We start from the raw sequence: 14078 nt of genomic DNA, 5'->3' as shown, positions 1-14078 counted from the left end.
GGCCCGGGCCGGGGGTCTCGGTGACGTAGCCGCTGCCGTTGTCGTAGGACCGGATCCACGCCATGACGTTGTTGACGTAGGTCTCCGACGGGTTGTAGCGGTACAGCGCGGCCCGCAGACCGGCGTCGGTCGCGAGGTTGCCGCCGCTGGCGCACAGGTACTCCGCGGCCGCGAGCGTGGCGTCGAAGACGTTGTGCGGGTCGACGACGCCGTCGCCGTTGCCGTCGACGCCGAAGGTCTTCCAGGTGCCGGGGATGAACTGCATGGGGCCGACCGCGCGGTCCCAGACGGTGTCGCCGTCCCAGCGGCCGCCGTCGCTGTCGCCGATGGCGGCGAAGCCGTTGCCGTCGAGGGCGGGACCGACGATGCGCGGCACGACGTCGCCGTTGGCCGCGACCTGGCCGCCGTTGGCGTGCCCGGACTCGATCTTGCCGATGCCAGCGAGGATCTCCCAGCGCATGCCGCAACCGGGGTTCTCGAGCGTCATCTGCGCCGCGGCGCTCTGGTAGGCCTCGAGGACCATGCCGGGGATGCCCAGGCCGCTGGCCAGGGTCTGCGTCACGACTCCCGGCGACGGCGACGACGGAACGACGAAGCCGGCCGCCTGAGCCGCGTTGTCGACGACCACCGTGACAGAGGCCTGACCGTCGGTCGCGTCGCTGGACACGATGGCGTCGCCGCGGCCGTGGTAGATCTCGTCGGACTCCGCACCGTCGGGGTACTCGGACGAGGCGACCAGCTCACTCGGACCTGGTAAACCCGCCGCTCCCCCGAGGCACAGGACCCCCGACGTTGCCACGACCGCTCCAGCGGCACGGAACACAGGTCGCAAAGCGGGCTCCCGTTCTCAACGACGTCCGTACGAGCCTCGCATGCGATCGTCCGTTCGGTCTACCCCACTATGCAAACAGATGACCAACGTGTGGTTTACACGGAGGCGTCAGTGGCCCGCTTCGTGCCAGGTTCGCCCGATTCCGATGGAGACGTCGAGCGGGACACGCAGCGGGTAGGCAGCGCCCATCTCGCGCCGCACGAGCTCCTCGACCTGCTCGCGCTCGCCGTCGGCCACCTCGAGGACGAGCTCGTCGTGGACCTGCAGCAGCATGCGCGACCGCAGCTTCTCGGTCGTGAGTGCCTGGTCGACGCGGAGCATCGCCACCTTGACGATGTCGGCCGCCGAGCCCTGGATGGGGGCGTTGAGGGCCATGCGCTCGGCCATCTCGCGGCGCTGCCGGTTCTCGCTGGTGAGGTCGGGAAGGTAGCGGCGGCGGCCGAGCATGGTCTCGGTCCAGCCGACCATGCGGGCGCGCTCGACCACCTCGCTGAGGTAGTCGCGCACGCCGCCGAAGGTCTCGAAGTACTCGTCCATGAGGCCCTGGGCCTCGGCGACCGGGATGTTCAGCTGCCGCGACAGCCCGTACGACGACAGCCCGTAGGCCAGGCCGTAGTTCATCGCCTTGATCTTGGCCCGCTGGCCGCCGGTGACCTCGTCGGCCGGGACGTCGAACACCCGCGACGCCGTGACGGAGTGGAAGTCCATGCCCGACGCGAACGCCTCGATGAGCGCCTGGTCGTCGGAGAGGTGCGCCATGATGCGCATCTCGATCTGGCTGTAGTCGGCGCTGAGCAGCGCCTCGCACCCGGCGCCGACGACGAACGCCTCGCGGATGCGCCGGCCCTCGTCGGTGCGGATGGGGATGTTTTGCAGGTTCGGGTCGGTGGACGACAGCCGCCCGGTGGCCGCGATGGTCTGCACGAACGTGGTGTGGATGCGGCCGTCGTCGGAGACGGAGCTGAGCAGGCCCTCGACGGTGACCCGCAGCTTCGAGGCGTCGCGGTGGCGCAGCAGCGCCTCGAGGAACGGGTGCTCGGTCTTGGCGTACAGCTCGGCCAGCGACTCGGCGTCGGTGGTGTAGCCGGTCTTGGTGCGCTTCGTCTTCGGCATGGCGAGGTCGTCGAACAGGATGGCCTGCAGCTGCTTGGGCGAGCCGAGGTTGACGTCGCGGCGGCCGATCGCCTCGTAGGCGTCGTCGGCGGCCTGGGCGACGTTGCCGGCGAAGTCCGACTCGAGCCCCTGCAGGTGCTCGACGTCGACGGCGATGCCGGCCCGCTCCATGCCGGCCAGCACGCCGACCAGCGGCAGCTCGACCTCTTGCAGCAGCGTGCGGCCGCCCTTCTTGTCGAGCTCGGCCTCGAGCGCGGCGGCGAGGTCGAGCACGGCGCGGGCGCGGACGGTCTCGTCCTCGCCCAGCTGCTTCTCGTCGCCGCCGTCGAGCGACAGCTGCACGGCGCCGCCGGAGTCCTCGGCGCGCAGCTCGCGGCGCAGGAAGCGCAGCACGAGGTCGGCGAGGTTGTAGGAGCGCTGGCCGGGCAGCGCCAGGAACGCCACCAGCTCGGTGTCGGCGGACAGCCCTGAGAGCGGCCAGCCGCGAGCGGCCAGCGCGTGCATGGGGCCCTTGGAGTCGTGCATGACCTTCCCGCGCCGGGGGTCGGCCAGCCAGGCGGCGACGGCGGCGTCGTCCTCGGGTGTCAGCGCGGACGGCTCGAACCAGGCGCCGGCGCCGTCGGTGGTGGCGACCGCCACCTCGGTGATCTCGCCGGTCCCGCGCGACCAGTGGCCGCGCACCGACAGCCCGGCCCGCTCGGCGCCCAGGTGCTCGGCCAGCCAGCCGGCCACCTCGCCCGGCTGCAGGTGCACGGCGTCGATGTCGAAGCCCTCGTCGGCCTCGGGCGCGGTGTCGGGCTCGAGGTACTCGTAGAGGCGGTCGCGCAGCACCCGGAACTGCAGGGTGTCGAAGAGCTGGTGGACGGCCTCGCGGTCCCACGTCTGCCGGGTGAGGTCGTCGATGCGGACGTCGAGCGGCACGTCGCGGACCAGCTCGGTGAGCTGGCGGTTGGTGAGGACCTGGCCGAGGTGCGCCCGCAGGGCGTCGCCGGCCTTGCCCTTGACCTCGTCGACCCGGGCCACCAGGCCGTCGAGGTCGCCGAACTCGACCACCCACTTGACCGCCGTCTTCTCGCCCACGCTCGGGATGTTGGGGAGGTTGTCGGAGGGGTCGCCGCGCAGGGCCGCGAAGTCGGGGTACTGCGCCGGGGTGAGACCGTACTTCTCGAGCACCGACTCGGGCGTCATGCGGGAGAGGTCGGACACGCCGCGGCGCGGGTAGAGCACCGTCACGCGGTCGGAGACCAGCTGGAAGGCGTCGCGGTCGCCGGTGCAGATGGAGACGTCGAGGCCGTCCTTCTCGGCCATGGTCGCCAGCGTGGCGATGACGTCGTCGGCCTCGTAGTTCTCCTTCTCGATGAACGGGATGCGCAGCGCCGTCAGCACCTCCTTGACGAGGTCGAGCTGGCCGCTGAACTCTTCGGGCGACTTGCTGCGGTTGGCCTTGTACTCGGGGAACCGCTCGCTGCGGAACGTCTTGCGGGAGACGTCGAAGGCCACCGCCACGTGCGTGGGCGCCTCGTCGCGCAGCACGTTGATGAGCATGGACGTGAAGCCGTACACGCCCTCGGTGTGCTGGCCCGTCGTGGTGACGAGGTTGGCGTCCTTCAGCGCGTAGAACGCCCGATAGGCCAGGGAGTGGCCATCGAGGAGCAAGAGGCGGGGAGTATCGGCAGCGGCGACCACGCGGTAACCCTAGTAGCCGGTCCCGACAATGTCGCAGGGTCCGGGGAGATATCGTCCGGCCATGACCGAACGGGCGGACGGCGGCGCGCCCGCCGTCGACTACGACGACCAGGCCACCATCCTGACGCGGCTGCCGAGGGCCCCGCTCGACGAGCGCATGGGCATCGAGTACGTCGAGGTGCGCCCCGAGCGCGTGGTCGCGCGGATGCCCGTCGCCGGCAACACCCAGCCGTACGGCCTGCTCCACGGCGGCGCCTCCTGCGTGCTGGCCGAGAGCGTCGGCTCGGTGGCGGCCATGCTGCACGGCTACCCGGACCGCATCGCCGTCGGCGTCGACATCAACGCGACCCACCACCGCGGCGTCCGCGAGGGGCACGTCACCGCCGTCGCCACGCCCCTGCACCGTGGCCGGGGCGCGGCCAGCTACGAGATCACCATCACGGGCGACGACGGCGTCCGCGTCTGCACCGCGCGGCTCACCTGCTTCCTCCGCCCGGCGCCCGGTGGCGGCGACGGCGTCCTGCCCGGGACCGGCCCCTCGCCGGCCGCGGGCTGACGCCGTCGATGTTCCCGGGCTTCGGCACCGTCCTCAACATCGTCACCGTCGTCGCCGGCTCGGCCGCCGGCCTGCTGGTCGGCCACCGGCTCCCCCAGCGCACCCGCGACGTCGTCACCGACGCGCTCGGCCTGGTGACGCTGCTCATCGCGGCGATCTCGGCGGCCGCCGTCCTCGACGAGGGGTTCGCGCGCGAGGTCGGCGACTCCGCGACGGTGCTCGTCGTGCTGGGCGCGCTGCTCGTCGGCGGCATCGCCGGCTCCCTGCTGCGCATCGAGGCGCGCCTCGAGGACTTCGGCGGCGGGCTGCAGCGGCGGCTGTCGCGCGACGGCGACGGCGAGGAGCGGCGGCGGTTCGTCGAGGGCTTCGTGAGCACGTCGCTGCTGTTCTGCGTGGGTCCGCTGACCATCCTGGGTGCGCTGTCCGACGGCATGGGCCTGGGCTACGACCAGCTGGCACTGAAGTCGACCATGGACGGGTTCGCGGCGGTCGCGTTCGCGGCGTCGTTCGGCTGGGGCGTCATGGCCTCCGCGCTCGCCGTCGGCGTCGTCCAGGGACTGCTCACCCTGGTCGGCGTGGCGGCCGGGAGCCTGCTCGGCGATGCCTACGTGTCCGCGATCACAGCCACCGGAGGTCTGCTGCTCGTCGGCGTCGCGCTGCGGCTGCTGCGCATGAAGCCGCTTCCGGTCGGTGACCTGCTGCCCGCCCTGATCGTGGCGCCACTTCTTGTCAGTATTGTCGCCGCGATTCGGTCCTGACGTGCGGGAATGCCCGAACGTCACCATGTGGTATCGGTCCGGACTCGGCGCGCCCGTAGCCACGGAGACGTCCCAGAAGAGAGTTATGCTCCGGCACGAACGTCTGACGAACGAACGACCGATCTGACGTGTGGCTGCCACACGGTCGGAGGCCGGTCCTGGGAGCGGGAGGTACACCACACGTGCAGAAGCTGGCCAGATGTCTGGGAGCGCTGCTCGCTGTCCTGGCCGCCGTCCTGCTCGCCGCCCCAGCGGCGGCCCAGGGCAGCGGAGAGACGGTGCACGGCACGCTGACGTACCAGGACGCGCCCGTCGAGGGCGTCACCATCACCGTCTCCTCCGCCGACGGCGAAGAGGTCGGCACGGCGACCACGGCCGCCGACGGCACCTGGGAGGTCCCGGTGCCCGGCCCCGGCGACTACGCCGTCGTGCTCGACGCCGCCACGCTGCCGTCCACGGCGCCCGGCGTCGCCCGCGACACCATCGAGACCACGGTCAACCCGCAGCAGCGCAAGGTCGTGCTGTTCCGCGTCGGCACGCCCGAGAGCGGCGGCGGCGAGCAACCGGCCCCGTCCCAGACGGCGCCGTCCGAGGGCGGCGAGGGCGAGGCGCCCGGTGCGGGCACCGAGTCCGGCGGCGGGGCCGAGGCCGAGGCCGGCGACGACGTCACCGCCACGGCCGGGAACAACCGGTTCCTGCAGCTGCTCATCAGCGGCGTGCGGTTCGGCCTCATCCTGGGCCTGGCCGGCCTGGGGCTGTCGCTGGTCTTCGGCACCACCGGCCTCACCAACTTCGCCCACGGCGAGCTCATCCTGTTCGGCGCGGTCGCGGCGCTGCTGCTCAACCAGGCCGGCATGCCGGTGCTGCTGGCGGCCCTGCTGGCGGCGGTGCTCAGCGGCGTCTTCGGGTGGGGCCAGGACCGCGGCTTCTGGAGACCGCTGCGGAAGAAGCCGACCGGCCTCATCGCGCTGATGATCATCTCCATCGGCGTGTCGCTGATCCTGCGCTACCTGACGCAGTTCATCATCGGCGGCGGCCGCGAGACGTACGACCAGTACACCTACCAGGACCCGATCTCGATCGGCCCGGTCTTCGTCACCACCCGCGACCTCGTCATCATGGGCATCTGCCTGGTCCTGCTGGCCGGCGTCGCGCTGGCGCTCACCCGCACCCGCATGGGCAAGGCCATCCGCGCCGTCGCCGACAACCCCGCCCTGGCCGCCGCGTCCGGCATCAACGTCGACCGCGTCATCACCACGGTCTGGACCGCCGGCACCGCGCTGGCCGGCCTCTCGGGCGTCTTCTTCGGCATGATCCAGGGTGTCGACTACCTCATGGGCATGCGCGTCCTGCTGCTGGTGTTCGCCGCCACCGTCCTCGGCGGGCTCGGCACCGCCTGGGGCGCCATGGTCGGCGCGCTGGTCGTCGGCGTGTTCATCGAGGTCTCCTCGTACGTGGTCCCATCGGAACTCAAGACGGCCGGCGTGCTGGTCGTCCTCATCCTGATCCTTCTGTTCCGGCCCCAGGGCATCCTGGGCCGCCGCGAGCGGGTCGGCTGAGGCGGAAGGAGAAACGACCATGGACTGGGGAAGCATCTTCGAGCTCTCGCTCCGCGAGCTCATCGGTGTCCAGGCGATCGTGTTCGCGCTCGCCGCCATCGGCATCAACGTGCAGTTCGGCTACACCGGCCTGCTGAACTTCGGCCAGGCCGCCTTCGCCGCGGTCGGCGGATACGGCATCGCCGTCATCGTCACCACGTACGACATGTCGTTCTGGCTGGGCCTGGTGGTCGGCATCGCCGGCGCCGTCGTGCTCGCGCTGCTGCTCGGCATCCCGACGCTGCGGCTGCGCGCCGACTACCTCGCCATCGTCACCATCGCGGCGTCCGAGATCGTCCGCCTGGTCGGCCGGTCGGCGTGGGGCCGCGACGTGTTCGGCGGCTCCGACGGCATCACCGGCTTCAGCAACGACTTCTACGACCTCAACCCCTTCAGCGAGCCGCTGGAGCTCGGGCCGTTCGAGTTCCGCGAGCGCGTGCTGTGGGTGCTGGCGGTCGGCTGGACCCTGGTCGCCATCTGCACGCTGGTGGTCTTCCTGCTCATGCGCAGCCCGTGGGGCCGTGTGCTCAAGGGCATCCGCGAGGACGAGGACGCCGTGCGCAGCCTCGGCAAGAACGTCTACGCCTACAAGATGCAGTCGCTGGTCATCGGCGGCGTCATGGGCGCGCTCGCCGGCATGGTGTACTCCCTGTTCCAGGGCGCCATGCAGCCGGACGTCTACGCCACCAACTTCACCTTCTTCGCCTACGCCATCCTCATCCTCGGCGGTGCGGCGACGGTGTTCGGCCCGGTTCTGGGCGCGATGATCGTGTGGTTCTCGTTCCAGTTCATCGACCTGGCGCTGCGTGGCGCGATCGGCCAGGGGTACATCCCGGACTGGCTGATGGATTCCAACGACACCGGCGCCGTACGATTCATGTTGACCGGCGTCGTCCTGATACTCCTGCTGGTGTTCCGCCCGCAAGGCATTCTCGGCGACCGGAGGGAGATCGCGCTCGATGCCCGATGACAACGTGAGCTCCTTGACCGCGAAGCGCGAGGCGGCCGTCGCCGCCTTCGCCGACGTTCCGCGCGAGCCCGGAGCCAAGAAGCCCGATCCCATCCTCGTCGCCGACGACGTCAAGCGGAACTTCGGCGGCCTGCTCGCCGTCGACGTCGACCACGTCGAGATCCAGCGCGGCTCCATCACCGCGCTCATCGGCCCCAACGGCGCCGGCAAGACGACGTTCTTCAACCTGCTCACCGGGTTCGACCGGCCCAACTCCGGCTCGTGGTCGTTCAACGGCCGCTCGCTGCACGGCACGCCGCCGTTCAAGGTCGCCCGGGCCGGCATGGTGCGCACGTTCCAGCTGACCAAGGCGCTGTCGAAGCTGACGGTCATCGAGAACATGCGCCTGGGCGCCACCCGGCAGCGCGGCGAGAGCTTCTGGCGCGCCATGCTGCCGTTCACCTGGCGCTCGCAGGAGAAGGACATCACCGAGCGCGCCGAGGACCTGCTGGCCCGCTTCAAGCTCGACACCAAGCGCGACGACTTCGCCGGCTCGCTCTCCGGCGGCCAGCGCAAACTGCTCGAGATGGCCCGCGCGCTCATGGTCGAGCCGGAGCTCGTCATGCTCGACGAGCCCATGGCCGGGGTCAACCCCGCCCTCACCCAGTCGCTGCTCGAGCATGTGTCCAACCTGCGCGAGCAGGGCATGACGGTGCTGTTCGTCGAGCACGACATGGACATGGTCCGCGACATCGCCGACTGGGTCGTCGTCATGGGCCAGGGCAAGATCCTCTCCGAGGGGCCGCCCGAGACCGTCATGTCCGACCCCCGCGTCATCGACGCCTACCTCGGCGCCCACCACGACCAGTCGCTGGCCGAGCTGGAGCAGGAGTTCGAGAGCGGCGCGCTCACGGCCGCCGCCGAGGCCGAGCTCAGCGGCGACGTCGCCGCCGCCCCGTCGAGTGAGCCGCAGGCGCCGCCGTCGCCGACCGAGGATGCCCCGATCGACGGGGGGCCCGCTGACGAGAAGCCGGCCGAGGAGACGGTGGCGGCCGAGCGCACCGGCGACACGAAGGACGGACGATGAGAACCCAGAGCCAGAGCACGCACGAGGCCGACCGCGAGGCCCACCTGGCGGGCGCCGAGGGTGCCGTCCTGCGCGCCGACGAGGTCGTCGCCGGCTACGTCGAAGGCGTCAACATCCTCAACGGCAGCGACCTCTACTGCCGGCCGGGCGAGATCGTCGGCATCATCGGCCCCAACGGCGCCGGCAAGTCGACGCTGCTGAAGGCGCTGTTCGGGCTCATCCGGGTGCGCAAGGGCACGGTGCAGCTCAAGGGCGAGGACATCACCAACCTGCCGGCCAACCAGCTGGTGTCGCGCGGCGTCAGCTTCGTGCCGCAGACGAACAACGTCTTCCCCGGCCTGACGGTCGAAGAGAACCTCGAGATGGGCCTGTACCAGGCCCCGAAGCGGTTCCCCGAACGGTTCGCGTTCGTCACCGACCTCTTCCCCGCCCTCGGCGACCGGCGCAAGCAGCGCGCCGGCTCGCTGTCCGGCGGCGAGCGGCAGATGGTGGCCATGGGGCGGGCGCTCATGGCCGACCCCAGCGTCATCCTCCTCGACGAGCCCTCGGCCGGCCTCTCCCCCGTCCTGCAGGACGAGGTCTTCATCCGTACCCGCGAGATCAACAAGGCCGGCGTCTCCGTCGTCATCGTCGAGCAGAACGCCCGCCGCTGCCTGCAGATCTGCCACCGCGGCTACGTCCTCGACCAGGGCCGCAACGCCTACACCGGCACCGGCCGCGAGCTCATCAACGACCCCAAGGTCATCGAGCTCTACCTCGGGTCGCTCGCCAAGGTCTGACACGCTCGCGCTTCCGTGATCATCAAGGATCGACCCCACCATGGCCACCCACCATGGCGGGGTCGATTCTTGATGATCATGGGGCCGAGTCACCGTCACTCGTAGGGCTGGACGTTGCCGGGCGGGATGGGCGGGCCGAGGCTCTCCCACTTGGTGTGCCCGACGATGCGCTCAGGCGGCCAGGTGATGTGCGAGTTCGGCCACTTCTGGCCGGTCCGGCGCAGGAACCAGTCCGGCGGCTCGATGGCCGGCGGCTGGAAGTCGGCCGGCAGGAGGCTCGCCCACTGCACGTTCGCCGTCCGCGCCGCGTGCTCGGCCTTGATCTCCGCCACCAGCGCCGGCTGCGTGAACAGGTCGACCGCGACGGCGGCGAGGTAGCGGGTGGCGGCCAGCAGCGCCACGTGGCCCGCATGCGACACCGTCGACCCCGTGGTGAGCCAGCTGTGGTTGGCGGTGCCGGACGGGCTGACCGGGGTGCCCAGGCTGAGCGTCGGGATGATCCAGCTGATGTCGGAGACGTCGGTGGAGCCGCCGCCGAGGAAGGTCTCACCCGGCGGGCGCAGGTCGGCGACGCCGGTGCTGTAGCCGTTCTGCGCGATGCCGGCGGCGGCCTGCAGGCCCTTGCCGTAGGCCTGGTCCTCGTCGGTGAACTCCGGCGCGCCGATCTGGACCATGTTGTCGTGGACGAGCTCGGCGCCGCGCTTGTTCGGGAGCTTGTTCCAGATGTTCGCGACGGTGCGCTCGTGCACCTCCATGCGCATCGCGAGGCCCGCCGCCCGGGCGCAGTCGGTCACCTTGTCGGCGAGGATCGCCACCCGTTCGGGTGTCGCCTCGCGGACGAAGTACCAGGCGCCGGCCAGGGCGGCGTGCACGTTGGGCGCCTCGCCGGAGTGCCGGATCGCGTGGTGGATGCGGCCCGACGGCGCCACGTGGTGCTCGCGCAGCATGTCGGTGAGCATGGTCAGGGCGCGGACGGCGTTCTGCGCGTTCTTGTTGCCCAGCGGGCTGCCGCCGTGGCCGTGGGTGCCGCTGAAGTTGAACGCCATGGCCTTGAGGGCGTTGTTCGAGCCGAACCCGGTGCTGGTGTTGCGGCCGGGGTGCCAGTCGACGAAGACGTCGCACCCGTCGTAGACGCCCTTCATGACGTCGAAGGACTTGCCGACCAGCTGCTCCTCCGCCGTCGAGCCGAAGAACTTGACGGTGCCGTCGAGCCGGTGCCGGCGCAGCGCGTGCGCCACGGCGACGGCGGCACCCGCGGCCGCGGCACCCAGCGCGGAGTGCCCGCAGCCGTGGCCGTACCCGTAGTTCGGCGAGTACGGGTCGTCCTCATAGACGGGGTCGTGCTCGGTGGAGCCCTTCTGCTGCGAGACGCCGGGCAGCGCGTCGTACTCGCCGCTGAACCCGACCACGGGGCTGCCGGTGCCGTTGCTGTACGTCGCGACGAACGTCGTCGGCAGGCCGGCGACCGCCCACTGGATGCGGAATCCGTTGCGCTCCAGGAACTGCGCCTCGGCCAGGGCGGAGTTCCACTCCGCCAGCGACGGCTCGGCGTACTCCCAGATGGTGTCGTTGAGGCCGGTGACGGCGTCGGCGTTGCGGTCGACGTGGGCGAGCGCGGTGTCCTTGGCGTTGCTGTCCTTGGCCAGACCGGTCGGCGCCTCGTAGTGGTCCGGGCTCACCTCCTCGGCGGCGTAGGCGGCCTGCCGCCCGGTCAGCCCCGGCACGACGGCGGCGGCCGCGGCCGCCGCGGCGCCGATCCCGATCGCCTGACGCCGGCTGTACTGGTGATGGTGGACGGGTTCGTTGTGGTCGGTGTCGCACATCGAAATCACTCCCACGCACTCGGCACGACAGCGTGAGTCGCGCACAGACAGGCAAAGTGTCAAGAGTCTGACTTGGGATGATTCGGCGCCTTGAACGAGGAACGTACAAGAGTGATGTATAAAATGTCAACGGCCGTATCACGCCATGATCGACACCGCTGCCACCTGCGCCGGGACGCGCGAAGGCCCCGCCGGAACCTGCCCGGCGGGGCCTCGCTGACGGAGAGGGTCAGCTCACTCCGACATGGTCCGCTCGATGTACTCGAGGTTCGTGTACGTGTTGTCCGGGCCGTACTGGTAGACGCCGATGGTGGCCGTCTCGGGGTCGCCGGCATCGGTGAACTCGACCGGGCCCGACATGCCCTGGTAGTCGATGTCCTCGCCGTCGGCCAGCAGGTCCGCGCACTCCTGGAAGCCCGAGCACTCGGTGCCGTCGCGCGAGACCGCGATCAGGTTGTCGGCGATGTCGCGGCTCTCGACCGACTCGGCCTGGATGGCCGCGAGGGCGAGCAGCATGGTCGCGTCGTAGGACTCGGGGCCGTAGCTGAAGTCCTGCAGCTCCGGGTCGATCTGGAGCATGCGCTCCTGGAAGTCCGCACCGGTCTCGGCGCCGGGCAGGGTGCCCTTGTTGCCGTCGAGCGTGCCGGGCGGGAGCTGGTCGCCGTAGTTCGACAGGTTGCCGTCGACGAAGTACAACGGGATCGTCTGCGGGCCGATGCCCTGGGTGACGAGCTCGGGGATGATCGTGACCGTCTCCTCGAACCCGATCAGCGCGATCGCGTCCGGTGCCGCCGCCGCGACCTGGCCGACCTCGGAGGTGTAGTTCGAGGCCTGCGGGTCGTAGACGATCTGCGCCGCGACGGTGCCGCCACCGCTGGTGATGGTCTCGCTGAGGTACTGCGCGAGGCCGTTGCCGTAGGAGTCGTCGAGGTTCATGATCGCGACGTTGGCGTGGCCGTCGCCGAGGATGGTGTCGCCGAGGACCTGGCCCTGCAGCACGTCGGACGGCGCCGTGCGGAAGTACAGGCCGTCGTCCTCGTAGGTGGTGAAGTCGGGCGAGGTGTTGGCGGGCGAGAACATGATGGTCTCGTCCTGGACGATGCGGTCGAGCACCGTGAACGACACGCCGGACGACGCGGCGCCGATGATGGCGGCCACGCCCTCGTTGAGCAGCGAGTCCGTGGACTGCTGCGTGACGGCGGAGTTGCTCGCGTCGCTGGAGTCGGTGTGCGTGACCTCGACGTCGTGGCCCAGCACGCCGCCGCCCTCGTTGATCTCCTGGATGGCGAGGTCGACGCCGGCGAACTCCGGCGGGCCGAGGAAGGCGAGGTTACCGGTCTCGGGCAGCAGCGTGCCGAGCCGCAGCGGCTCTTCGCTGGTCGCCTGGTCGCCGTCGCCGCCGGCACCGGGCGACTCGTCACCCGAGGGTTCGTCGTCGCCGCCACACGCGGCCAGCACGAGCGAGGCCGCTCCGGCGACGGCAAGAGACCGCCACAGTCGCGATGTGCGGGTCATGAGATTTCTCCTTCGCCGAGCCGGCCGCCGTACCCTGGCGCCGGTCCTGGTCTGCGATGATTCCCGCAACTTATGCGGTGCGGGGGGCTAAACGTAGTACTCGTGGCCCACCAGGATCATCTTGTTAGGACACTGTGACCTTGGACATCACCCGTCAACACCCACGACTTCCCACGCCCCGTCGCGCAGCACGCTGAACCGGACACTCCCACCGGAACGGTCGCCGTACTCGTCGAAGGCCACCTCCCCCGTGGCGCCGGCGAAGTCGAGCTGGCTCATCTCGCCCAGGCAGCCACGTCGCGCCGACGACGCCGAGCTGGCCGGCGGCAGGCAGCGCGCCAGCACCGTGCCGATCGCCGTGCCGGCGTCGTAGGCGGCCGCGCCGTACTGCCCGAGCGGCGCGCCGATGTCCTCGGCCAGCCGGCCGGACCGCACCCCCGCCGTCGCGTCCAGCTGGGCCGGCTCGGCCCGGACGGCCCCGTCCCGCAGGCCGTCGCCGTCGTCGCCGGTGGCGCCGTCGTCGGCGAGGTCGCCCCCGAACGCCGTCGTGCCCAGCAGGGTGGCCTCGAGCCGGGAGGCGCGGATCTGCCGGTCCGCCGTCGTCGCCACCTCGGGGTCGCCGGCCACGAACACCGCCGTGGCGCCCTCGGTCTTCGCCTTCGCGACGACGGCGGCCGCGTCGGCGCCGCTGGCCACGACGGCGCCGCCGGCCTCGCCGACGGCCGCGGCGAACGCGCGCGCCTCGGCCGGGTCTCCCCCGTCGACGACGGCGACCGCTTCGGCCCCGAGGCCGCTGACGGCGTACCGGGCCAGCGCCGCGGCGGGCGGCTCGTCGCCGGCGGCGGTGCGGAAGTAGGAGCGGTACGGGCGCAGCGGCGCGGCCGGGTCGGCGCCGAGCGTGTGCTCCGGCACGACGTCGGCCGGCGACACGAACAGCACGTCCTCGTCGTCGAGGATCGGCTGCGCCGCCCGCACGCCCGGTGTCGTCAGCCCGCCGACCACGGCGACCGCGTCACCGTCGACCAGTTCGGTGACGGCGCCGGCGGCGGTCTCGCCCTTCTCGCCCTCGTCGACGGCGACGACCTCGATGGTCCACCCTCCGACGTCGCCGGCCCGCTCCTCGACCGCGTGCCGCACCGCGGCCAGGACGGCCTCGCCGTCGGTCTGCTGCCACCCGCTCGCCGGCGCCAGCACACCGACGGTCGCCGTCTGCGCCCCGGCGTCGTCGTCACCCAGGGCGTTGACCATGCCGCAGGACGAGAGCAGCACCGCGGTCGCCGTCAGCGCGACCCAGCGAGCAGCCGCCGCCGGCGCGGCCCGCCCCGCGCCACGACGCACCGTCATGTCAGCTCCTCATGTGTCGCGCCGTGCACAGCATCGCC

The 14078-nt window shown here is 71.2% G+C and carries 11 protein-coding genes; 6 read left to right on the top strand and 5 right to left on the bottom strand.

Going from position 1 to position 14078, the window contains the following annotated elements:
* Together E1212_RS27615 and polA are read right to left on the bottom strand one after the other, a co-directional pair.
* Positions 1–799: lytic transglycosylase domain-containing protein (locus E1212_RS27615; RefSeq protein ID WP_203417333.1), on the bottom strand; the 799-nt coding region annotated here is incomplete at its 3' end.
* 141 nt (positions 800–940) lie between these two features.
* Positions 941–3601: a DNA polymerase I gene (gene polA / locus E1212_RS27610; RefSeq protein ID WP_238992513.1), complete on the bottom strand. Its 2661-nt coding sequence runs from the start codon at positions 3599–3601 to the stop codon at positions 941–943.
* 187 nt (positions 3602–3788) lie between these two features.
* Here polA and E1212_RS27605 point away from each other — a divergent pair, with 187 nt between their 5' ends.
* From E1212_RS27605 to E1212_RS27580, 6 genes are all read left to right on the top strand, one after another.
* Complete coding sequence (locus E1212_RS27605) at positions 3789–4187, top strand: PaaI family thioesterase (protein ID WP_420814449.1); 399 nt, start codon at positions 3789–3791, stop codon at positions 4185–4187.
* A gap of 8 nt (positions 4188–4195) precedes the next feature.
* On the top strand, positions 4196–4945 hold the full coding sequence (locus E1212_RS27600; protein ID WP_131988514.1) for a DUF554 domain-containing protein: 750 nt from the start codon (positions 4196–4198) through the stop codon (positions 4943–4945).
* Positions 4946–5127: 182 nt separating this feature from the next.
* Positions 5128–6504: a branched-chain amino acid ABC transporter permease gene (locus E1212_RS27595; protein WP_203417332.1), complete on the top strand. Its 1377-nt coding sequence runs from the start codon at positions 5128–5130 to the stop codon at positions 6502–6504.
* Positions 6505–6523: 19 nt separating this feature from the next.
* On the top strand, positions 6524–7513 hold the full coding sequence (locus tag E1212_RS27590) for a branched-chain amino acid ABC transporter permease (RefSeq protein WP_131988512.1): 990 nt from the start codon (positions 6524–6526) through the stop codon (positions 7511–7513).
* Entirely contained in the window at positions 7503–8579 is a 1077-nt protein-coding gene (locus tag E1212_RS27585) for an ABC transporter ATP-binding protein (protein WP_131988510.1), read from the top strand. Before E1212_RS27590 ends, E1212_RS27585 begins: the two co-directional genes overlap by 11 nt.
* A complete protein-coding gene (locus tag E1212_RS27580; RefSeq protein WP_131988508.1) occupies positions 8576–9358 on the top strand; it encodes an ABC transporter ATP-binding protein in 783 nt (260 codons plus the stop codon). Before E1212_RS27585 ends, E1212_RS27580 begins: the two co-directional genes overlap by 4 nt.
* A gap of 95 nt (positions 9359–9453) precedes the next feature.
* Here E1212_RS27580 and E1212_RS27575 read toward each other — a convergent pair whose 3' ends face one another.
* The 3 genes from E1212_RS27575 to E1212_RS27565 form a co-directional block, all read right to left on the bottom strand.
* Positions 9454–11181, bottom strand: coding sequence for an amidohydrolase (locus tag E1212_RS27575; RefSeq protein ID WP_131988506.1), 1728 nt, complete (start codon positions 11179–11181; stop codon positions 9454–9456).
* A 234-nt stretch (positions 11182–11415) separates the two neighbouring features.
* Positions 11416–12696 (bottom strand): ABC transporter substrate-binding protein, encoded by a 1281-nt coding sequence (locus E1212_RS27570; protein ID WP_131988504.1) that lies wholly within the window; start codon positions 12694–12696, stop codon positions 11416–11418.
* A 147-nt stretch (positions 12697–12843) separates the two neighbouring features.
* Positions 12844–14040, bottom strand: coding sequence for an ABC transporter substrate-binding protein (locus E1212_RS27565; protein ID WP_131988502.1), 1197 nt, complete (start codon positions 14038–14040; stop codon positions 12844–12846).
* Positions 14041–14078: the final 38 nt, after the last annotated feature.

The sequence above is a fragment of the Jiangella ureilytica genome (assembly GCF_004348545.1).
GTDB lineage: Bacteria > Actinomycetota > Actinomycetes > Jiangellales > Jiangellaceae > Jiangella > Jiangella ureilytica.
The sequence above is the reverse complement of the archived record's forward strand: the minus strand, read 5'-3'. Positions and strand labels throughout refer to the sequence as shown.